Annotated in this window: 29 protein-coding genes and 1 pseudogene; 28 read left to right on the plus strand and 2 right to left on the minus strand. The window is 67.3% G+C overall.

The annotated features are described in order from the left end of the window. Positions 1-40: 40 nt before the first annotated feature. On the plus strand, positions 41-889 hold the full coding sequence (locus tag OHS82_RS28820; RefSeq protein ID WP_328434852.1) for a peptidoglycan-binding protein: 849 nt from the start codon (positions 41-43) through the stop codon (positions 887-889). Between the two features lie 31 nt (positions 890-920). Beyond that, positions 921-1,175: a hypothetical protein gene (locus OHS82_RS28825; protein ID WP_328434853.1), complete on the plus strand. Its 255-nt coding sequence runs from the start codon at positions 921-923 to the stop codon at positions 1,173-1,175. Between the two features lie 150 nt (positions 1,176-1,325). Here OHS82_RS28825 and OHS82_RS28830 read toward each other — a convergent pair whose 3' ends face one another. Further along, complete coding sequence (locus tag OHS82_RS28830; protein WP_328434854.1) at positions 1,326-1,526, minus strand: hypothetical protein; 201 nt, start codon at positions 1,524-1,526, stop codon at positions 1,326-1,328. A 467-nt stretch (positions 1,527-1,993) separates the two neighbouring features. On the opposite strand from OHS82_RS28830, the gene OHS82_RS28835 reads away from it, so the two are divergent. The 25 genes and pseudogenes from OHS82_RS28835 to OHS82_RS28950 form a co-directional block, all read left to right on the plus strand. Next, complete coding sequence (locus tag OHS82_RS28835; RefSeq protein ID WP_328434855.1) at positions 1,994-2,581, plus strand: hypothetical protein; 588 nt, start codon at positions 1,994-1,996, stop codon at positions 2,579-2,581. Between the two features lie 215 nt (positions 2,582-2,796). Next, positions 2,797-3,141, plus strand: a complete 345-nt coding sequence (locus OHS82_RS28840; RefSeq protein WP_328434856.1) for a hypothetical protein — start codon at positions 2,797-2,799, stop codon at positions 3,139-3,141. Between the two features lie 23 nt (positions 3,142-3,164). Further along, entirely contained in the window at positions 3,165-4,256 is a 1,092-nt protein-coding gene (locus OHS82_RS28845) for an AAA family ATPase (RefSeq protein WP_328434857.1), read from the plus strand. 32 nt (positions 4,257-4,288) lie between these two features. Beyond that, positions 4,289-5,416 carry a PD-(D/E)XK nuclease family protein gene (locus OHS82_RS28850; RefSeq protein ID WP_328434858.1) on the plus strand — a complete coding sequence of 376 codons (1,128 nt, stop codon included), beginning with the start codon at positions 4,289-4,291 and terminating at the stop codon, positions 5,414-5,416. Between the two features lie 104 nt (positions 5,417-5,520). Continuing rightward, on the plus strand, positions 5,521-6,486 hold the full coding sequence (locus tag OHS82_RS43555; protein ID WP_443061836.1) for a helix-turn-helix domain-containing protein: 966 nt from the start codon (positions 5,521-5,523) through the stop codon (positions 6,484-6,486). Between the two features lie 103 nt (positions 6,487-6,589). After that, positions 6,590-7,039 carry a hypothetical protein gene (locus OHS82_RS28855; protein ID WP_328434859.1) on the plus strand — a complete coding sequence of 150 codons (450 nt, stop codon included), beginning with the start codon at positions 6,590-6,592 and terminating at the stop codon, positions 7,037-7,039. Between the two features lie 84 nt (positions 7,040-7,123). After that, the gene (locus OHS82_RS28860) at positions 7,124-7,774 is read left to right on the plus strand and encodes a hypothetical protein (protein WP_328434860.1); all 651 of its coding nucleotides are present in this window, start codon (positions 7,124-7,126) and stop codon (positions 7,772-7,774) included. Next, positions 7,774-7,992, plus strand: a complete 219-nt coding sequence (locus tag OHS82_RS28865; RefSeq protein ID WP_328434861.1) for a hypothetical protein — start codon at positions 7,774-7,776, stop codon at positions 7,990-7,992. Before OHS82_RS28860 ends, OHS82_RS28865 begins: the two co-directional genes overlap by 1 nt. Then, the gene (locus tag OHS82_RS28870; protein ID WP_328434862.1) at positions 7,989-8,141 is read left to right on the plus strand and encodes a hypothetical protein; all 153 of its coding nucleotides are present in this window, start codon (positions 7,989-7,991) and stop codon (positions 8,139-8,141) included. The genes OHS82_RS28865 and OHS82_RS28870 overlap by 4 nt, the downstream gene beginning before the upstream one ends. A gap of 59 nt (positions 8,142-8,200) precedes the next feature. Next, a complete protein-coding gene (locus tag OHS82_RS28875; protein WP_328434863.1) occupies positions 8,201-8,683 on the plus strand; it encodes a hypothetical protein in 483 nt (160 codons plus the stop codon). A 69-nt stretch (positions 8,684-8,752) separates the two neighbouring features. Next, positions 8,753-10,258, plus strand: coding sequence for a DNA cytosine methyltransferase (locus OHS82_RS28880; RefSeq protein ID WP_328434864.1), 1,506 nt, complete (start codon positions 8,753-8,755; stop codon positions 10,256-10,258). Then, positions 10,255-10,707, plus strand: a complete 453-nt coding sequence (locus OHS82_RS28885) for a hypothetical protein (protein ID WP_328434865.1) — start codon at positions 10,255-10,257, stop codon at positions 10,705-10,707. Before OHS82_RS28880 ends, OHS82_RS28885 begins: the two co-directional genes overlap by 4 nt. A gap of 19 nt (positions 10,708-10,726) precedes the next feature. Then, the gene (locus tag OHS82_RS28890) at positions 10,727-11,428 is read left to right on the plus strand and encodes a hypothetical protein (protein ID WP_328434866.1); all 702 of its coding nucleotides are present in this window, start codon (positions 10,727-10,729) and stop codon (positions 11,426-11,428) included. Continuing rightward, the gene (locus OHS82_RS28895) at positions 11,425-11,772 is read left to right on the plus strand and encodes a hypothetical protein (protein ID WP_328434867.1); all 348 of its coding nucleotides are present in this window, start codon (positions 11,425-11,427) and stop codon (positions 11,770-11,772) included. The genes OHS82_RS28890 and OHS82_RS28895 overlap by 4 nt, the downstream gene beginning before the upstream one ends. Next, on the plus strand, positions 11,769-11,993 hold the full coding sequence (locus OHS82_RS28900) for a hypothetical protein (protein ID WP_328434868.1): 225 nt from the start codon (positions 11,769-11,771) through the stop codon (positions 11,991-11,993). Before OHS82_RS28895 ends, OHS82_RS28900 begins: the two co-directional genes overlap by 4 nt. Next, positions 11,990-12,673 (plus strand): hypothetical protein, encoded by a 684-nt coding sequence (locus tag OHS82_RS28905; RefSeq protein WP_328434869.1) that lies wholly within the window; start codon positions 11,990-11,992, stop codon positions 12,671-12,673. Before OHS82_RS28900 ends, OHS82_RS28905 begins: the two co-directional genes overlap by 4 nt. A gap of 108 nt (positions 12,674-12,781) precedes the next feature. Next, positions 12,782-13,084, plus strand: a complete 303-nt coding sequence (locus OHS82_RS28910) for a hypothetical protein (RefSeq protein ID WP_328434870.1) — start codon at positions 12,782-12,784, stop codon at positions 13,082-13,084. A gap of 76 nt (positions 13,085-13,160) precedes the next feature. Further along, positions 13,161-13,565, plus strand: a complete 405-nt coding sequence (locus tag OHS82_RS28915) for a hypothetical protein (RefSeq protein ID WP_328434871.1) — start codon at positions 13,161-13,163, stop codon at positions 13,563-13,565. A 160-nt stretch (positions 13,566-13,725) separates the two neighbouring features. Beyond that, entirely contained in the window at positions 13,726-14,073 is a 348-nt protein-coding gene (locus tag OHS82_RS28920) for a hypothetical protein (protein ID WP_328434872.1), read from the plus strand. 28 nt (positions 14,074-14,101) lie between these two features. Then, on the plus strand, positions 14,102-14,389 hold the full coding sequence (locus OHS82_RS28925) for a hypothetical protein (RefSeq protein WP_328434873.1): 288 nt from the start codon (positions 14,102-14,104) through the stop codon (positions 14,387-14,389). 15 nt (positions 14,390-14,404) lie between these two features. Beyond that, entirely contained in the window at positions 14,405-15,001 is a 597-nt protein-coding gene (locus OHS82_RS28930) for a hypothetical protein (protein ID WP_328434874.1), read from the plus strand. Between the two features lie 77 nt (positions 15,002-15,078). Further along, positions 15,079-16,140, plus strand: a complete 1,062-nt coding sequence (locus OHS82_RS28935) for a hypothetical protein (RefSeq protein WP_328434875.1) — start codon at positions 15,079-15,081, stop codon at positions 16,138-16,140. 291 nt (positions 16,141-16,431) lie between these two features. Beyond that, the gene (locus OHS82_RS28940) at positions 16,432-16,620 is read left to right on the plus strand and encodes a DUF4314 domain-containing protein (protein WP_328434876.1); all 189 of its coding nucleotides are present in this window, start codon (positions 16,432-16,434) and stop codon (positions 16,618-16,620) included. Between the two features lie 67 nt (positions 16,621-16,687). Next, positions 16,688-17,554 carry a hypothetical protein gene (locus tag OHS82_RS28945; protein WP_328434877.1) on the plus strand — a complete coding sequence of 289 codons (867 nt, stop codon included), beginning with the start codon at positions 16,688-16,690 and terminating at the stop codon, positions 17,552-17,554. Between the two features lie 956 nt (positions 17,555-18,510). Next, positions 18,511-18,628 (plus strand): annotated as a pseudogene (locus OHS82_RS28950) (DUF6643 family protein); the annotation flags it as partial. A gap of 1,039 nt (positions 18,629-19,667) precedes the next feature. Here the strand turns inward: OHS82_RS28950 and OHS82_RS28955 are convergent. Then, the gene (locus OHS82_RS28955; protein WP_157876249.1) at positions 19,668-19,835 is read right to left on the minus strand and encodes a hypothetical protein; all 168 of its coding nucleotides are present in this window, start codon (positions 19,833-19,835) and stop codon (positions 19,668-19,670) included. A gap of 70 nt (positions 19,836-19,905) precedes the next feature. Here OHS82_RS28955 and OHS82_RS28960 point away from each other — a divergent pair, with 70 nt between their 5' ends. Next, a complete protein-coding gene (locus OHS82_RS28960) occupies positions 19,906-20,292 on the plus strand; it encodes a hypothetical protein (RefSeq protein ID WP_328434878.1) in 387 nt (128 codons plus the stop codon). Positions 20,293-20,884: the final 592 nt, after the last annotated feature.

Raw genomic sequence — 20,884 nt, forward strand, 5'->3', positions numbered from 1 at the left:
GCTCGGAACAGCAGGCGCGGGGGAGAACAAGGAACGCGCCATGCCTGATCTCTGGTTGCCTGGAGCTGAGCGGCACCCGCTCAGCGACACCGCACCCACCGACACGCAGTACGACCCACGCGTCATCTGGCACATCACGTGGGACAAGAACGCCACCGCAGCCAAGCCCGCCGATCTCGTCGCGTTCGACAAGCTCGTGCAGTACTTCACGGGCGGGGGCAAGGGAGCTGCGCCGCATCTGCTCTGGGATCCCTTCACGGGCAGGATCGCCCAGTTCTATCCAGCGAACAGCCGGGCCAAGTCGGTCGTCGACCTAGCCGGCGGCACCCGTACCAACCGCACCGGGAAGGTGTGTCTCCAGGTCGAGACGCTGTTCTTCCCGTACTGCCGCGTGAACGGGAAGTCGTACGCGACGGTCCGGGACACCCCGGCCAAGGGACTCGACAAGATCCTTGCCTGGGCACGTAGTTGGGGGGTGCCGGACGTATGGCCGATGGGCGCCCCGACCTGGAAGGCGAACCGAAGCGAGCACATCTGGGAGACGGAGGGCGGGCACTACGGCCACGGCCAGACGCCCGAGAACACGCACACGGACCCGGGCCCGATGCCGAAGTGGCCGAACACGACGTCGACGACGCCCAAGCCGGGCCCGCCGGCGTTCCCCGGCCGAAGCGCCTTCGGGCCCGGCAAGTCGAACGCCTCGATCCTTCTGCTGGGTCAGCAGCTCGTGCGCAAGGGCTACGGCAAGCACTACCGCGTCGGCCCGTCCCGCGACTGGGGTGAGGCGGACCGCCTCAACGTCGTCGACTTCCAGCACGCCCAGAAGTGGACCGGGTCCGACGCCGACGGCTACCCCGGCCCCGAGACCTGGCGCCGTCTCTTCGCCTGATCCCTCTGACCAGCCCAAGGAGCACACCTCCATGAACCTCTACACCTCGCTGGTGCGCACCGGTGTCCCGGCCGCAGTCGGCTGGCTCATTGCGGTGGGGCTTCGCTATGGCCTCCGCCTCGACGAGACAGCCGTCACTGGAGTACTGACCCCGGTGGCCACCTTCGCCTACTACGGCGTCTTCCGCTTGGCCGAGGAGCATCTGTCGCCTCGGTTCGGCTGGCTACTCGGCTACGCTCGCCCGCCGCAGTACCAGGGGGCATCGCTAGCCTTGCCGAGCGCCTGACCCACTTGCTCAGGAGGGCTACACCACCGTGGTCCCCAAGACCGAGCGCCCCTGCCGCACTCGCAGGGGCGCTGGCGAGATGGACGCCGGCCTGATCTGTGGGGGAGATGGCACCGCCGTGATCGTCCCCAATCTCACGGGTCAGTACAGCTAGCTCTCGGTCGCCCACAGCCCGAAGCAGATCGTGACACCGAGGAAGGAGAACGTGGCGAAAGTCCACGCTGCCCAGTCGATGGGGTCACGGTGATATGCGTGCCCGAGTAGTCCAGCGATGACTGCCAGGAATGCACAACTCATAATCACTAGCGCGATCGTCTGCATCTTGATGCGGAAGGTGGTCTTCTGGTTCACGGCCGCCATCGGCCCCTTCGTTTCCGAACTGGGGACCGGTCAAGATGTCTGCGCGGCAGCTCTCAACCGAGCTACCCCAGTAGATGGGTTGCTTCGGTTGAGGTGCTTGCCGATGGCAGCGAGGACCTCCGGGTACTTCTCTTTCGAGTCCCTGTGCGCGCTTCAAGCGCAACACACACCCGTCGCTACGACATCCATCAGTATCGGGACGGGGCCTACTTCGGTCGCGGGATAGCGACACGATGGCTCGAGAGTACAGCAACGCTCGGTAGGCGTGCTATCACTGCGGTCTGGGCGCAGGGACGTTGAGTCGCCCGCGAGCCGACATGGAAGAAGGCCCCCGCCACGGCGGGGGCCTTCGACCTCTTGGAAGCACCCACCCTAGCGCCTTCTGAAGGGGTATGACTCCTCGTTCCTCCTCCGGTTACAATCTATATGCACACGCACTGTGATCAGGGGGCGATGGAGTGGCGGGCGACGAGAGGTCGATGGCGAGGAAGCCGTATCTGGCCGGCGGGGCCGAGTTCGCGGCCCTCTATGACGTGAAGCGGCTCCAGGTCAGCCAGTGGATCAGCCGGGACCACACCCTCGACTACCGGTACGCGAAGATCGTCAGCGGCTCGCCGTACTGGCTCCTCCAGTTCGCCAAGCAGTTCGGGGAGACCACCCCGCGCCCGCGGCAGCTCAACGAGGCCGAACTTGCGCGCCTCGTCAAAGAGCAGTCGCCCGGTTACTGGGTCGGGGAGGTTGAACAGCTGCCTCCGCTGGTGGGGCAGGCCGAGCTGGTGGCCCTGTTCCAGCTTCCGTCCGGCGCGCTACTGCGCAAGGCGATGGGCACGGGCCGGTTCCGTCCTGCCGATTACACGCTGTCCGGGTCGCCGATCTGGCTCCTGGAGCCGGTAGTTGAAGATGCCCCCGCACTGCAGGCTGGTGCGCGTGGCGTCGAGTGGGCGATCAGCGGGAAAGTCCTGGATGCCCTGCGTGAGGGCAGCTATGACGGGCCCGGATCCAGGATCGTGCCGCGCGGCAGAGCGGCGAACAAAGCCGCCGAATAATCGCAGGTCAGGGGATTTCGATTCTTGATTCAATCCCTATTTGCATATAGAATAGAAGCGCATTCGACGGGGTGCGCTTCATTCGCTTGGGGGGATCGTGCGTCGACCCAGAGGGCCGCCGGGGGTGGTTGGCGGTGTTGTCGATCGACAATCCCCCTGGCCGGAGATAGATTCCAACACTTCAATGTGCTAGGTCTATCTCTGAGGGGGGAGCCTTGCTGATCGAGCAGCCGCCGTTGTTCGGCACCATCCAGCCCGTTCGCCATCCCGCCGATGCCGGCAGCCTGACCATCCAGCAGCGATTCGAGGCGTTCCACGCGCTCAACCCCTGGGTTCTCAGGGCGCTGATCCGGATGACCGCCGACTGCGCGGAGAAGGGGTTCGGCCGCATCGGCATCGGGATGCTCTTCGAGCTCCTGCGCTACCAGTACGGCGCGGCGACCCGAGGCGACGAGTTCGCGCTGAACAACGACTACCGCTCCAGGTATGTACGGCTCCTGCTGGCCGAACACCCGGAGTGGTCAGCCCTCTTCGAAGTCCGGGCCCTGCGCACGGACTGACCACGACCTCTTGGAGCCAGATCGTGAACGCACCGGCGGGCACCGCAAAGCCGCCCGCAGTCCAACTGAAAACACGCAAGCCGACGGGGATCGTCCCCTGGCCTCTCCTCCTCATCGAGGGCGAGGAGGGCGCGGGAAAGACCTACGCGGCCGCACAGTTCTCCAGCAGCGACCGCATCGGCCAGATGTACTGGATCGACCTCGACGAGGGATCGGCCGACGAGTACGCGGCCATCGAGGGCGCCAACTATCTGATCATCGAGCACGACGGCACCTACCGAGACATTCTCGAACAGGTTGAGGCCGTGCACGCCGAGGCCAGGCGCGCGGCGGCAGCCGGAGAGCCCCCGGTCGTCCTGACCATCGACTCGGGATCCGCGCTGTGGCGGATGCTCACCAACTGGACCTACGAACGCGGTCGCCGGACGCGCAAGAACCGCGCTCTGCTCAAGGAGGACCCGGACGCTGCGTTCGACATCGGCCGGAATCTGTGGAACGACGCCACGGAGCGGTGGAACAGGATCATCTACCTGCTGCGCACACTGCCCGGCATCGCCATCGTGCTGGCCCGCGGCAAGCAGGTCAGCGCCACGGACGACAACGGCCAGCCGATCCAGAACAAGAGCGAGTGGAAGGTCTCGGCTCAGAAAGACCTTGGCTTCGACTCGTCGTGCTGGGTGCGCATGAAGCGCAACGCCGACCCGCAGGTCATCAAGGTCCGATCGCTCCGGATGCGCGTCGAGCGGAACAAGCCACTGCCGCTGCGGGACTTCAGCATCGAAGACTTGGTCTTCAACAAGCTGGGCTGCTCCGTCGAATCCCAGCCGCGCATCATGCCCGCGCTCGTCGGCGATCTCGTACAGCCCTGGCTCGCCCGCATCGCCGGCCTGACGGACAAGAAGCTCCTCGAGGCGCTGTGGCGGGCCGTCCCAGATCCGGTGAACCGCCTGAGCCACGACGAGATCCTCACCATCCGGGCCGCCGCCGAGCAGCGCGCCGCCGAACTCGAGAGCCCCCGGCGGGAGATGGGGGAGGGCCCACTGTCCGACGCCGACAAGCTCCGTGCCGCCGCCCAGCGCAAGGCCGACGAGCAGGACGCGGACGCCGAGCAGTGACCGCCCACGCTGACCTCTTGGAGAACCCCTCTATGTCCGTAGCCACCGTTGACGGCATCGCACCTTCCATCTGGGACGCCGCACACGACGTGGACGCCCGCCGCCCGCGCTCTCGTCAGACGCAGCTCGGCGCGTCCGACACCGTGTGCGGCCGACGCGCCGCCTACATCCTGCACGGCACCACACCGACCGATCACCCCGACAAGCGAGCGGCGATTCTCGGAACGTTCATTCACCACGGGCTGCTTGAGTCCGCGCGCACAGAGTACGGATGGCTGGTTGAACGCAGTGTCCAGGACAACCTGATCCGAGGGCATGTCGACGTCGTACAGCTCGACGCGGCGACCGCCGCTCGCTTGCCCGCTCGTCATCGGCCAGCGATACCCGCCGACGTCCTCACCGTGGAGGACGTGAAGACCAAGTCCACATACCTGTGGGACCGCGTTCTTCGTTACGGAGCCACGGCCGCCGAGCTGCGCCAGGTCCATCTGTACGCGGGCGCGCTGTTCGAAGTTGGGTTCGAGGACGTTCCCGGCCAGCGGTACCTGTCCCGCCTGGGGCCACTGGACATTGGTCGTATTCGCTTTCGGTTCATCAACCGGGACTCCGGCGCGGAGCACGTTCAGGAGATCGACTTCGACCCGCAGCGCGCAGCGGAGGCCCAGTGGTGGGTGGAACGCGTGCGCGAGACCGGCAACCCCGAGGAGATGCCCCGCGACTTCAACGGCCCCGGTCTGGACGCCATCTGCGACTACTGCCCGTTCCGCTCCCTGTGCTGGCCCGGGACAGCTCCGGGTGTGCCCGAGCAGACCGCGCTCATCCGCAACGACGCCGACCGCGAACAGGCGCTCATCGACTACGTGAAGGGACACGAACTCGCCAGCGAGGGCGACAGGGTCAAGAAGTTCGCACGCAAGAAGCTCGACCAATCCCCCGAGGGGATCTACGGCCCCAACAAGCTGTCCTGGCGCGGAGGCAACGACGAGGAGAAGGACGATGTGGAGGCGATGGTCGACCTGCATGAGGTCGCCGGAATCCCGGTCCCGATGACGCCGGACGTCAACCGCATGGTCAAGAACCTCAAGGACGCAGGACTGGCGATCCCCCGGCGGAAGACGGGCAAGAAGACGCCCGCGGTCATCAACATCGCGCCGGCCTGACCCAACTCCGATGAGTCTCAGCCCCGCCCGGGAGCGACCGGGCGGGGCACCCCGTCCTGCCGCCGTGCCTGTACCGCCCAAGGGGAACCGTGTCCATCCAACTGATGATTGCTGCGGCCTACTTGCCGCCTGACGTGCTCAGCCAGAGCCAGAAACTCGCCCTTATGAAGATCGCGGACAGTGCCGACGACGAGACGCGCCTCGCACGCCCCGGCCTCACGCGTCTCGCGGCATGGGTCGGCGTGACCGACAAACGCGCCATCACCATCGTCACGGAGCTGATAGCCAAAGGGCTTGTCGAGCGCGTGGAGACCGGCAAGGCGGGACGCGCGGCGGTCTACCGGGTCTTCCCCCTCGGGGTGCCGCCCACACCGACCACGCCGGAGCTCAAGGATCGCCTGGAGGCTCGCAAGGCTGCTCCAAAGAACGCCAACAAGGCCCGCTCCGGAGTCGCGCGTTCGGCCCCCGCAAAGCCTGCGATGACCTATCAGGACGTCGAAGACCGTGAGGCCGCTCGCCGAGAGAAGACCGAATCGTCGCAGGTCGAACCTGGGTTCCACGCGGGGAACCCAGGCGAGGAGGCAGGGTTCCACGGGGGGAACCCGGTCGGGCAGGACAGCCGGGTTCCATCCGTGGAACCCGGTGAGTTTCACGGGGGGAACCCAGTGGGTTCCAGAGGTGGAACCCCTTCCTTTCCTGGTTCTTCCTCTGTCCTTCCTTCCCCCCTTACCCCCACGGCTGACGCCGCAGGGGAGCCCGCATCCGCTCCATCAGACAGCTCCGCCCTGGAGCGCGGGCAGCCGCCAAGGGGCTGCACGAAGCACCGGGGGCGCCCTGCCGCCTCCTGTCGTGGGTGTGGCACCAACCCGCGTGCAGGGCGCCGGAGGGAGCAGGAGGAGGCCAAGGACGAGGAACATCGGGAGCACGGGCGCTTCTGGGATGAGTGGCACGAGGACGCCGCCAGGCGCCGCCGACGGGTCGAGGAGCACCCGGAAGCGACCGAAGAGGCGCGCAGAGCTGTGCGCGAGGCCGTACGAGCGCGGAAGGGCGACAGTCAGCGAAAAACTTAGGCACCCGAAAGAAAATTGCACCAGAAATATGGACACCCCTGGCAATGCATATAGAATAGAACCAGAAAAGGGGGAGAAGCCCCCTCTTGATCGGAAGGACGACATGAACTACCTGCCCATCCTTCGCCGCTGCCACAAGGGCGCGCTCGTGCTCGACAACGGCGCTGCCGCCCGCGAGCAGATCCACGGAATCGCCGACCTCTACCGCCAAGACCCCGAGGGCGTCGGCGACATGCTCATCCAGATCGCCGACCTCAAGGACGTGGTCGACTGTGAGCGCCACCTCGGCGGACTCGGGCGCGCCAAGCTGGTGCGGGACGAGGTCGTGGGTGAACTCCTCGACGACATCGGCGGCGCCGAGATCCACCTCGACCACCGTGAGAACCACCGGGCGCTCATGCAGGCCCGTGGCCTCGCCCACCAGGCGCTGGACATCGCCGATGTCGCCATCCAGCGTGCGGATGAGCTGGAGGCTTCGACCGCCCTCGCCCGGCAGGCGCGAGAGGAACGGCGCAAGGCCCCGCGCCTGGTGTTCGTCACCCGCCCGTGGTGAGCGCGTCAACGTGCATCAATTTGCCCTGAGATAGATCCCAACTCTGTACTGTTGACTGGCACACGACCTCTTGGAGAAGGAACTGTGAGCAACGACCTGGCGCCGCTGGCTCCGATGCCCGTACACAACAACACCGAAGACCCGCTGTGGCTGGCCCTATGGAGCGCGTACGAGCCGGTCATCACCGCGCTGCGCCGCATCCCGCTCGTGACCAACGTCGAGTCCGGGAACATGTTCGCCATCACCGCCGAGCTCACCGACGGCTCGTACCTGTGGATCTCCTCGGTCGAGGACCTGCCCATGGACCCGGCCGCGCTGGAGGGCTTCCAGGTCAAGCGCCTCCACGACGACAACCCGAACATCGACGAGGTGTTCTACGACTCCACCGACAGCGGAGAGCAGTCGGAGCACGGCAACAACGTCGTCCCGCTCATCCACGCCATCACGGCCTTCGTCACCGAGCGGCGCCTCGCGCCACGCGTCACCCACCTGGTCTCCGTCCGATTTCAGGGCGTGACAGCGCAGCGCCAGCCGCTGTCCAAGCTGCTCCATGGCCCCCTCGCCGACAACGACGCGGCCATCAAGGAGTACGGCAACGCCGTGCGCGCCATGGGGGAGCAGGGCTGGACGTGCGTCCACGCGCAAGGCGGCACGGACTGGCCGCTCACCGTGTGGGAGATGAACGACGAGGTCGCCACCATCTACCTCGCGTCCGCCGGGCAGGTGATCGTCTGATGGCGGACACCGAAGCGGCCCCGCCGAATCCGGCGGAGGAGACCGGCAAGCGCCGCTGCACCTGCGTCATCGCCCACCCGCAGGACGACGGCGAACGGGCCCGGGCCCAGGCGGCGTTGGACAACGGACTCGCGACCAACGACGCCCACGGGGTGTTCGTCGCGTGCATGCAGCTCCTTCAGCCCTGCCCGGCTCGCTACGAGGTGGTGGCGCGGTGACCGTCCTGTACGCGCTGCTCGTGCTCGCCCTCGGTGTCGGTGCCGGCCTCACCGCGATCGTCATCGAAGAACTCCGCTGGGAGGCCCGCACGAGGGCCCCACGCATGACCTACGGAGAAGTCCACCACCGCCACGACGCCCACCGCTGAACGCGCTGCCCGGCCCGACCTCGGGCCGGGCAGTCGCAGACCTCTTGGAGAACAACCTCGTGGGATTCGACATCTACATCCAGACCCCTGCCGGCGAGCCTGCCGAAGGGGACAGGAACTATTTCCGGTTCGCCTACACCGCGATGCCGCGCACCCTCGACGCGATGAAGAACTTCGGGATGCTCGTCGAGCTGCCAATCCCGTCATACCCCCAGCTGTCCGCCTACGGGCTGGCGGGCGTGGACCTCCGGCCCGGCACCAAGTACGACGAGAGCACGACGAACCGCGTCGCCGAATTTCGAACCGCCTACCAGGCCGTCAAGGACGCTTCCGAGACGGTGCCGACCGGCATACCCAGGTACAAGCTCGCCTACAACGACGGCTTCCTCGTGACGGTCGCCGAGATCACCGCAGCCCTCACCACCTATGACGCCCACCCGGGCGTGGCCATCGCAGAGATGCCCGTGGGCGACCCGGTGTGGGGGCACTGGATCACCTTCCTGCGCCGCGCGCAGGCGCACGGCGGTCTCCGCACTCACTGATCTCGGCCGTCGCCCGGCCCCGCGTCGCGGGGCCGGGCACGCAAGACCTCTTGGAGAACAACTACCAGCATGGCCACCTGGATTGACCTTTTGTGTGGCGCGGGCGGCAGTAGCACCGGACTTGTCGAAGCCGGGCACGAGCTGTTGCTCGGCATCAACCACTGGCGGCTCGCGATCGAGACGCACGCCGCCAACCATCCCAACTGTGAGCACGCCGTCATGACGCTCAGCGACGGCTTCCCCATGCGCATGCTGCCCAAGGCCGATGGACTGTGGGCATCCGTCATCTGCACCGAGATCAGCCCCGCGGGCGGCAAGCCCCGGGAAACCAACCAACTTGATCTCCTCGACCTGCTCGAAGAGGAACGCGACGAGTGGGAGTCCCTGACCAAGGACGCCTTCGAGGCGACCCGGGTTACCGCGTGGTGCGTGGTGCGAGCCGCTGAGGCGAAGCGGTTCAAGGCCATCGTCGTAGAGAACGTCGTCGAATTCGGCCTGGACTGGATCCTGTTCGCGACCTGGCTTCAAGCCATGGAACTGCTCGGATACCAGTACCAGATCGTGTGCGTCAGCAGCGCCCACGTTGGTGATGACGTCAACCTGCGCGCCCCGCAGTGGCGTGACCGGATGTACGTGGTCTTCACCCTCAAGACCATGCGCAAGCCCGACCTGGAGCCCAGGCCGCTCGCTCCCTGCGTTGACTGCGGTGAAGACGTGCACGCCGTCCAGTCGTGGACCAAGACCGATGGCCTGCGTATCGGGAAGTACCGGCGCGACTACATCTATCGCTGCCCCAACACCCGTTGCCGCCACGCCATGGTCGAGCCGTACGTTCGCCCGGCCAGCGACATCATCGACTTCAGCGACCTCGGGAAGCGGATCGGCGACCGCAAGAAACCGCTCGCGGACACCACCATGGACCGAATCCGCGCGGGCCGCCTCAAGTTCCCCTGGCGTCCCTACTCGATCTCGCTCACCCACGGCAAGGACGGCGGGGACAGGGCGTACGCCGTCGAGGACCGGCCGATGCCCGCCCGGACGGTGAAGCAGGGAGACGCGCTCCTCGTGCCGACCGGCGGCTCGTGGAACACCGACGCCGTCCCCCTCGACGTGCCGATGCGCACCCGCACCACCCGCGAGAGCGAAGCCCTGCTGACGATGGACCCGTTCATCATCGAGTACCGCAACCACGCCACCGCCAGCCCCGCGAGCGACCCGCTCAGCGTCGTCACCGCCCAGGGCAACCACCACGGCCTCGTCACGCACGCCGGCACCACCCCCGAGCATGCGCGCAACACCCTCGTCGTGCCGTACCGCAAGGCCGCGGTGAAGACGGCCGCCGAACCCGTCCACACCCTCTCCACCCGCGACTCAGCCGCCCTGGTGCAAAACACCCCGGACATCAACGACTGCTACTTCCGGATGCTCAAGCCCCGCGAACAGCTCGAAGGGCAGCGGTTCCCCAAGAAGTACGTCGTCTACGGCAACCAGGCCGAGCAGACCGCGCAGGCAGGCAACGCGGTCTCGGTCAATGTCGCCCGGTGGATAGGCCAGCGATTGGAGCCCGTCCTGTGACCGGATCACGAACCCTGATCGGCACCCACGTCACCTCCCACGCCCCATGCTTCGGCGACGAGGACTTCGCCGTTGCCGACGACAGATGGAAGAACGGCGTCGAACTGGTCGCCATCTGCGAACCCGTTCTCTACGTCTGCGGAGGATGCCCCTTCCGGGCCGCCTGCATCCGGCAAGTCCTCCCAGCCAAAAGCCTGTTCACCGGCATCTGCGGCGGCCGGATCTGGCTCAACGGCGTGATCATCCACGAGCTGCCCGACGCTAACCCCAGCGAGCTGCCAGTCCCGGTCATCCGCAAATCGTGCGGCACGGCCGCCGGATCGCGCGCTCACCGCCGGGCCGTAGAGCAGCAGTGCCCCCGGTGCCTGCCCCACTACCGCCCCGGACCGAACCCACTGGACGCGGAGGAGCAGGCCGCGCAGCAGCTCGAACTCCCCGACGCTCCCTGACCATCCGAGAGGAATCGCAGTGAAGCACCTGACCGCAATATGCACCGGAACGCCGGACGGCTACCGGATCCGAGTTCTGGCCGAGGACCACGACGACTTGGTGGACCTCGTCTTCGACTGGGACAGCTTCCGCCCGGCCAGCGCCGGGCACCGGCTGATCGAGCACGGCTACATGATCCGACCCGACGCCCGAACCCAGGACGCGGTGAACGGCTGGAGAGAGGTCCCGGGCCAGTCCGGAACCTGGTCCGCGCCAGTCATGTCGACGATCGGGGGCGACCCAGTGACGCCCCCGATGGTCAGCGAGCGCCTCGTCGAGGCGGTCACCCACTGGACGGAAGGCCGCCACGACGAGGCCCAGGAGATCCTGGCGGACCTGGCACGGAACGGGACGCCCTCGCTGATGTACGGCGTTGCGACGGGACTCGCAGTTATGGCGAAGGCAGCCTTGGCGAAGATGCAGGGACTCGATGCCGACACGGCGTACTGGATCATTCTGACTTCCGACGGCAGCCGTCCCGAGGACATCGTCCCGCAGCCGCACCTCTTCGCAGCACGCTTCATCACCGCGTTCGCCAACGGGGACACCGCGACCACGCTCGCCCTCTACGGGGCCGCTTTCACCGCGCCGGACCCCGAACTGTTCTCCCACTGCCTCGAGATGCTGCTGGCAGCGACCGGTGAGGCAGTGCGCGCCGCCACTCCGGGGGCCGATCGATGACCAGCTCTGCCACCTACTCGTCCGACGGACTGCGCTACGACGTTGCCGACCCGGCGACATGGAGCGTCCGGATCTGCGCGGGGCGATGCGGCACGTGCATCTTCCGGCCAGGCAACCTGATGCGCTTGGAAGAGGGGCGCGTGGCAGAGATGATCGCCAACGCCATCGCCGAGGAGGGGCATATCGTCTGCCACGCCACGCTCGGCACGGATGCCCCCGCCATCTGCGCGGGCTTCGCCGCGCACCGGAACGGCCGTGCCGCTTCCCTCGCCCTGCGACTGGTGCGAGCCCGCGTCCTTCGTACCGTCTGGGTTCACGTCGACACCAGAAAGGTGGAGTCGTGACCAGCGTGCTCGCTCTGCTTGTCCTCCTCGCGTGGGCAGCGGGGGCCGTGGTCCTGGCGGGCGCCTTCCGGAGGCTGCTCGCCCACGACCCGACGCTGCGACTGGTGTGCCAACTGCGGCCGGCCGCCGTCGCCTTGTACCTCGCGGTGGTCATCGTCGCGTGGCCGGCGGCGGTGGCGGCGAAAGCTCTGTCGGATCTCTTCGACCGGGGCCGCAGGTGACCCATATCAAGCCGGGACGGATCTTCGTGGCCTGCGACCCGCGGGACAGCATCCGCATACGGATCGAGCAGTACAAGCCGGGGGACATGCGCGCCCTGGTCGCGGACGCCGCGACTGGCCGCAGGCGTCGCCTCATGCTGATCTCGGCCTTGCACGCGTCGGCCTTCACCAACGCCGGCGTGCCGCGTCGGCGCGGATACGCCCCCGAAACAACGGAGTTGGCAACGCCCAAAGCAGTTACCCCGGTCGGAGTTCCGGGCGAGGGGGAACCGGACTGGTTCGAGGGGATGCCCGGCCGCCAGTTCAGGGTCGCGTTGCCGCCCCGGTTGACGCTCCTGAACGCCAACCAGCGGCTCCACCACCACAAGCGCGCGGAGATCACCAGGGTGCTGCGGCGCGCGGCCTGGGCCGCCTCACGCGCAGTGCCACACCTGGAACGGGTCCACATCATCGGCGTCCTGCACCCCGAGGACAGGCAGAGGAGAGACCCGGCCAACTGGTACCCCAGCTTCAAGGCGTGCGTTGACGGGCTGGTGGACCAAGGCGTCCTGGACGACGACGACCACGCGCGCGTCGTCGGCCCGGACATGCGCATGGGGCACGTGGTCGAGGGCGCGCGGCTCGTCCTGCACGTACGCGACCTCACCCCTGCGGACATGGCTGCTGACCTGCGGAAATAAAGCCCTCCGGTGATCAAGAAAATCCACCGGAAATCTTGCCCCCCTCCCAAATGCATATAGAATAGAACCAGAAAGAGTGGCCCCCTTCTTGAGCCGTCAGGAGAGACCGTGACAGACCCCTTCAGTCCCGAGCGCATCCGCCAGCGCCTGAGCGTCGAGCAGATCAGCCCCGCCCAGGCGGACCGGCTGGCCGAGGCCATCGCGGAATCCCTCCAGCGGACCTGCAAGGAGTGGTTCCCCGGCACCGACTACGACAACTGGCGGCAGATGCTCCCCGAACCGCTGCTCGACGTCCTGGTCCAACTCCTCACTTGGGGCGAGGACGGTCAAATCGTGGCCGACTACAGGCCCACCGCCGCAGCCACCTGCATCTTCCTGGATCTGCAGAACCGTCCCATCCCCGTCGGCTGACGCCGTCAACGACTCCGTCCGGCGACCGGTGACCATCGCATCCCGGCCGCCGGGCGGCCTTATGCCAAGGAGGCGCGTGAAAGTGCAAGATCCCTGCCCGCTCGCGGACCGGCGGGTGTGTGAGGCCACCCGCAACCTCGCTCGCGCCGTACTGAGGCGCATGGCCGTGACGGCGATAGCGATCGAGCCGCGCATCAGGACTCTCGTCGCCACCCGCGACGACCCCAGCTATGCCCTGTGGAGTCTGCACGGCGACGACGGACGACTCCTTCTCCGGTTCGACTTGCAAAAACAGCCGGACCCGATCTGGGGCAAGCTCACCACCGATCTGTGCCTCCTCGCTCGGCTCGCGGACCTGCGCACGCACCCGCCCGGTTACTACTTCGTCCACCCGTTGACCGATGAGCGCGACATCGCCGTCGCTCTCCCCGCCAATCCCCGCGGCCTCCCTCCTCGCGAGATCGGCCCCCTTCGGTGGTAGCCGTCGGCCAGGGTGGCTGCTCCGCCAACGGTGCGGCGCTCGTGGTCGGCATCAGTACGGACTGACCCCTCCGTGCTCGCTTGCGGCAGGGCCGCAACATCCCCTGAGTGCATATAGAAAAGAAGCATCCGGGGGTCCCTTCATCCTCAAGGAGGCATCCATGCCCGCTCGCCCCGCGGTACCGGTCATCCACACGCCGGACCACCACTTCGCTGCGATGTTCCTCATCCTTCTCTCCCGCGCGCCCGACACCGCCACGCTCAGCGCCGCCACGCGCCTCGCCGACAGCGCGGTGGTCGCTTCCTGGGCGCTGCGCCCGGACGACCTCGAACCCCTCACCGTCGAGCAGTACCGGGAGCTGCTCGCCTACGCCGCCGCTCCCGAAGTCCTCGACCTGGCCCTCTACCTGCGCGGCGACAGGAAGCACATCCGCACGCTCATGGACCACATCGGCCGAGAGATCGCGGAACTCCTCACCCACTACTCCGCGCCAGATCCCCAGGTCTGACGCCCGCCCCTGAGCACCAAGGAGAGCTATGACCAGTCCACCCGCACGGCAGTGGTGGGTCATCTACCGGGAGCCGAACCCCGCACAGATAGACGTCGTTGCCGTCGAGACCCCTCCAGAGGACGACGCCGCCCACGACAAACGGTGCGCCGAACTGGAGGCATCCGGCCAGGCCGCCTACGTCGTCACCGCACCCGACGAGGACGTGGCAGGCGACATCGCTCTGCGGGTCTGGTCGGAAGAACTCGTCAACAGCCCGACACGGCTGGCGGCGGCCAACGCCTACCTCGCCTCCCTCAACCAGCCCACCGACTAGATCTCTGGAGACCACATGAGTCCGACCACTCTGCACACCGTGTCCGTCCGTGTCGCCGAGGAACTGGGTGTTCACCCGGACGCCGCCGCTCGCGCGCTGCGCGCCGCCCTCGGCCTCTTCCGCGCCCAGGCCCACCACCCCGCGGTCGTCAACGCCGGCATCACGCCCGCCGAATACCTCGGCCTGGCGCTCAAGAGCGATCGATTCAAGGCCTTGCTCATCGCCGCCACCTTGACTGCCGCCGGCCGGGATGCCGACGCCCGCCTCACCTGGACTGCCTATCTCGACCGGGAGATGGAGACCACCAGGCTCGCCCATCAGGCCGTACCGGCGAGCGCCATCCTCGGCGACCCGGACGCCATCCACCGCGTTGGCCGCCAACTCGGCCTCGCCGACGAGCACACCGACCGGCTCATACCCGGACTGGTCTTCACCATCGCGAGCGGCTACCCCTACCGCTCCGCAGACATGCGGCACCTCAGCCTCACCGACGTCCTCGCACAGCTCACCGCAGAGGACCTGACGGAACTGCTCCAGCACGCCGCGCTCGTCGACGCCGGACGCGCCGAGGAAGCCGCCGTCCTGCTGCGCCGCATCCAGCACGCCCCCTGACGGCGACGCGTGTCGGCCTGCGCCCCCGCAGGCCGACACGGACGCCGTACTCAGACCTACGAGCCAGGAGGACCAGCATGAGCCAACTCGATCTGTTCGCCGCCCTTGATGAGCCAGACCAGCCACCCGCGCCGCCCACCCCTGCCGCCCCGACCCGCAAGTACCTCACCGACCTACCGCCGGCCCCCGCGCCCGTGACCATGCCCGCCGCCGCGCCTCGCCCTTCCCTGGCGGTCGTCAAGCCCAAGCTGGGTCACTACCGCCCGGCGCAGAGCAACCCGCACGCGCACGCGTTCGAGATCGCGGAAGCCGTCAGCTACGCCTGGCACCACGCGCACGGCGGGAGCAGCATCGAAATCCCCATCGGCACGGTCGCCGCGCTCGCCCTGTGGCCCCTGCGCGGCCCAGACGCCCACCTTGCCGCCGACTGGTGGCTCAGCCTCGACGACACCGAGCTGCTGGCCGCCTTCCGCGAGTGCTGGGCCCGCATGTGGATCATGCGACCCGACCTCATCGACCGAGCCACACCTCTCCACAAGTGGGTCGACGACGAGAAGCCCGATGCTCGGCGAGCTACTGCCGTACGAGCCGTCGTTGAGGCGGCGCTCACCAACGGGCTGCTGCACCTGACCGCAAGCGATGACCCCGACGTCCGCTCCACCACCGACGTGATCGGAACCCTGCTTGCCGTCATGCGCTCCGAGGGCGCTCACGATGCACTCGCGGAGATACACACGCCGCCGGACGTCGCCTACCTGATGGCCAGGATGCTGCTCGACGATATGCCGCTCGAGCCCGGCATGAAGTTCGACGAGCCCGCCGGCGGAACCGGTGGCATGTACCGCGCAGCCGTACAGGTCATGCGTGAACGCGGCATCGACCCGCACCAGTTCGGATGGTCGCTGACGGACATCGACTCCCTCGCGGCAGCGGGTGCCGCCGTCAACGCGATCCTCTGGGACCTCGGCCCGCACGTACTCATCGGGTGCGGCGACACCCTGCACGAAGGCAACGTGCCCGCCAGGGCGGCCCGGGAGGCATTGGAGTCCCTGGAACGGCGCGATCGACTGCACTCGCAGGCTGTCTTCCTCGCGGCCATCCAAAAGGTCGAAGCCCTGATACGCGATGTAGCGGCCTGACCTGCGAAAATCGCCTTAGGCGATCTTGAACCCCACCCCGAATGCATATAGAATAGAACCAGAAGGGGAGGGGAGTCATGGAAAAGCCACCGTTCACATTCCCGTACTGCCGCAGCCACGACGTCCGGTGCCAGGAGCCGGGCTGCGGCGCCTGCGCCTGCGACCACTGCTTCGACTGCGGAGCCTGCCCTACCGAGGCATGCGACCACGACGCCTAGCAGGCGGCCACCAACGGCCCCGTCACCCGGCGGCGCACCACAACTTCCACAACACATCACGACTGGAGCGCAGATGACCTACAAAAAGGGCGACCGCATCGCCCTCGTACACACCACCGACTCGCACACCGAACTCAAGCCCGGCGACGAAGGTACCGTCCACCGGTTCGACGCCAGCCTCTCCATCCTCTCCGTGAGCTGGGACAGCGGCTCCACCCTCTCGATGCTCCTCGACGACGGCGACGAAGTACGCCCCGCATAACCACACCGGGCCCGCCCCGGCAGGGGCGGGCCCCCGCTTCACCTGCAGACCTCTTGGAGAACCACACATGCTCATCACCGACGCCGCAGTCCGAGAAGCCGCGGCCAACCTCGCCCAAAGCCTCGGCGGCGACTGGGCGATCGACACCGCAGCGCCCGCCGACGGCGCAGCCCACCTCGTCTACAGCGACGGACGAGGCATCAGCTTCCGCCCCATCTTCGGCGGAACCACCGTCCAACTCTGGATCACCGGCAGCGCCGCACCCCCGCTCCCCGAAGACGCCACCCTGGCCGACCGTGCCCTCCGCGAAGCGCAACTCACCGCACGCCTGACCGAAGGGCACCGCTACAACAAGGCGACCACCCTCGTCACCGAAGCCGACGAAGATCCGGAACTCATCATCCTGCGAACCCTCGAAGACCACCTCCTCCCCGCCTTCGACTGCAAACCCCGCTACGTCGGCCACCGGCCATGGATAGACCTGTTCGAGAGCGCACTCTCGCAGGTGATAGATGAAGCCCCGCCGGCCACGGGCACCTCGCTTCGCGACTGCGGCCCCGAAGCCCACACGACGCCGTCCGGTGTCGGTGAAGACGCCGAGCCCGCGACCGACACCGAACCTGGCCCCGTCGCCGACAACGACCCGGCGATCGAGACCGATCCACCCCCAGCGCCCGACGGCGACCAGCAGCCCGAAAGCCCCACCGCTGACGAGGCCCAGGAGGGCGATCCGGCATCCGCCGAAGAGCCCGAACCCGAACCGGAAGGCACGCAGCCCTCGAGCGCCGAGCCCGACTCCGCCTCGGAGCCGAAGCCCTCCGGCGAGATCAGCGGCGAGGCGGATGCCCAACCCGCAGCCGAGACCAGCTCCACCACGAAACGGCGCCCCCGCAGCCGCACCCCCAAGCGCCGCCCGAAGGCCAGCTCCACCTGACCACGTAGCCCTCGACCAGGGAGCGCGGCCCGCGCCGCGCTCCCTCCGGAGCGCCGTGAGCAACGCCACCGGAGCCATCGGCCGCCAGCGCCACTACACCACCCTCCGGAACGCGGACAGAGAAGTACTCCACCAGACTGGTCCATCGGGTGCGCGGACCCCGGGTTCGGTTCACCACCCAGTCGGGGACGGGGTCGACTTTGTCCCCGTTGTACGTACTCCTTCTTTGAACTCTCTGGCAAGGGGCCCCGGCTGGGAGCACCTCGGGCACTCCCAGCCGGCCCGATTCAACGGCGTTCGAACCAGTAGACCGCCAACGCGGTCAGGCCCGTCGTGGACGCCTTCACGGTCAGTCGTACGAACTCGTCACTCGCGGTCTCCAGCAGCCGACGGGCCTGCGCCCAGCCCGGGCTCAGGCGCCTGTTCTGCGGTTTCGCGCCGAGTGGAGGGCCGTCGAGGCGCTGGTCAGGGTTGCTTTGACGGTGGGAGCCCGTAGGCTCATTGTCGGTAGGAATCGTGACCTCCTTCTGGTTGGCGGTTCTTGCTGTCGAAGTCGGTGGCCTCCTGTTGCGAGCAGGGGGCCGCCGCCATGTAGGCGGCGGTGCCGATAGGCCGCCGGGAACAGTGTGTCGGTTGGTGCCGACACGGAGGGACACGCCCACGGCTGTGCCGAACGCGCGTGCTATCACTGCCGGTTGTGGCTGTTTGTGTGTCACTCCTACCCGCACAACCTATTCCCCAGGACAGCGAACTCCCATGAGGAGTGCAGGAAGGGACACCGTCGGCCAACCCCCGGTAACCCGCCGAGAACTGGGCCTTTACGCGATCCGAGCACGGGTAGCTCTCCCTTTTTGCCAAGTTCGCTCGCATTAGGGATCCCGTGCCGCTGCCGACACGGAAAACACCCCTCTTACCGGGATCCCCAACCCGCACATCGTGGGCTCAACTTATGTGCCATGATCTGCCCCCGCTCCACTTATGGCGACGGCTACTACTCCGCCCCCTTCCGGGACACTCCGATCTACGACGCCCTCGTGGCGGAGGCGGCGTACCCCGCAGATCGCTTCGATCCGTCGTCTCTTCGCGGAGGTATCGGATGCCGTCGGTGATGGGGCTGCTGGAAGAGCGGGAGCGTGCTGCGCGGCAGCGGGTGGAGGTCCTCCAGGCCGAGCTGTTGGAGGCGGAGACCGTGTGGGAGCGGTTCGTCACCGTCGCAGCAGTCCGAGAGTGCGGGACACCACCGGCTGCGACGTACCCCGAGGGATGGTTCGACGCCAGCGGGCCGCTCCGCCACTACTCCGATCCGCCCTTCGACCGACACGAAGCCGGGAGAGCCCCCCGGCGGAGGGTTCATCCTCCACACAGCGCGCCTGAAGCCGCAGCCCGTCCGATCTCTCCAGCTCACTCTGGAAGATGGCGGCTGAGCCGGATAAGTTGACGAGACAACGTCTGGCCTGCGGAAATGGCTACAGAGGCTCCGCCCCGAGTAGAGGGGCGGAGCCTCGGCGCGTTGGAAGGGAAATCCGCTGTGCGAGGGTTCGATCCTCTTGGCTGAACTGGGCGAACGCGGCTACTGCTGTGGTAAGCGTCTGACTCAAAGGCTCTCAGGGGCCATTGAGGGGCCACAAGGACAGGAACAGACCGACAAGCACTGCACAGGGCTGACACGGATCAGCACGTCTGACCTGCAAGAACGGCGTGAATCGGTAATGATCGGCAAGGACCGCCAAGATCCTCAAAGGACTCATAATCCGTCGGCCGTGGGTTCGAGTCCCACCCGCCCCACCCTTGCAGGGTCCTGACCTGCGGAAACGTCTCAGCGGGCGTGCGGATTCAGGACTTTGGGCCAACGGGCTGAATCCGCTGCTCGTGACTTCAATGATGGTTCCCTGCGCGATGGTTGACACCCTTCTGACCTGCACCGGTGGATGGGTCCATGGGTTCGTGCATACGTGGCGGGCTGTTTGTCCGGCTGGTGAGCTCCCGAGTTGGGACGCTGATGGGACACAGGGATCAGGAACGGACAGCGGAAGGTCGATCACCCCGGGGCTGCTACGGGAGTTACCGACAAGTCGTCGTTCGCACACGGCACCACGAAACCCCCACGGGCCGCTCAACGCTTCGCGACGGCCGGCGCTGGGCCCAACTGCCCGAACACCACCTCGGCGGCCTCCAGCCGGGTCAGCCGCGTCTCGATCCCGGCCTGCTCTTTGCGCAGCAGTTCCGCCCGTTCCTCCAGCTCAACCCGCTGCTCGACCGTCCACGTCAGCACGTCCGTCATGCACATCCCTCCCACCGCGGAACCTATGCGGGAGGCCGCCGCCCCGGCCCGGGAATCCCCGAGGCCGCCTGTGACGGACGATCACGTGCTAACGATCTCCCGCCCGACCAGCACAAGTACCCCGCCGAGACATCACGCCAGCCCTGCTGACCAGCAGGAGTCAGGATGGTGGATCTTCATTCCGGGCTCGGGTCCGGGTTTCGTTTCACTCGAAACCGGTCCGCGACAGAGACTCGTACACACCACAGCCCAGGCCGGCCTGCGCGACGGCCTCACACCCCTGCAAGCGGCGCGCACCTGCCACCTCGGCCCATTCGCCGACCTGCCTGACGCGGAACGCATCGTCCTCAACCTGCACCGCGCCTACGCCGACACCACCGGCCACCCCTTCGACCTGCCCCAGGCGTTCACCGACGCGATCACCTACAACTCAGGCCCCCTGCACACCCAGGTCTGACCGGCGTCGGCCTACCTCACGAAACGCGCATTGCCCCGCCACCGCCTGCAAAAGGCTGCACTGTACAAAGTCCGCGACACCGCCGCCGAGGCGGTCGCCGACATCCCCGACGGTGCCTCACAGGCCGTAGGCCGGGTCTGCCCCTGCCCTTCGACGGGGGGCGCAGAGGCTCCGCCTCGATCGTCGAGGCGGAGCTTCCGTGCATTGGAATGGCAATCCGCTGCGGACGGGATCGAAACCCACCTCCGAGCTGGAGTGATCGTCCGACAGCCCGGTGTCCCCGGCCGTCCGCAGGCGGTGTCGGGACGCAGTTGGGACGCAAGGACAGGAACAGACCGACAAAGACGGAGGCGCGGAGACACGGTGCACCCCGCCTGACCAGCAAAAAAGCCACGAACAGACGCTGATCGGCAAGGGCCGCCAAGATCCTCAAAGGATTCATGATCCATCGACCGTGGGTTCGAGTCCCACCCGCCCCACTCTTCGCTATGCGAGGGGAAACCCTCTGACCAGGCACTTCCCTGGTCGGGGCGAGAGTCTGAGAGTCCTGGCGGCACCGTGTTGATCATGATTTCATGATCGCCTGGGCGAA

This window comes from Streptomyces sp. NBC_00425, assembly GCF_036030735.1.
In the GTDB taxonomy this organism is placed as follows: domain Bacteria; phylum Actinomycetota; class Actinomycetes; order Streptomycetales; family Streptomycetaceae; genus Streptomyces.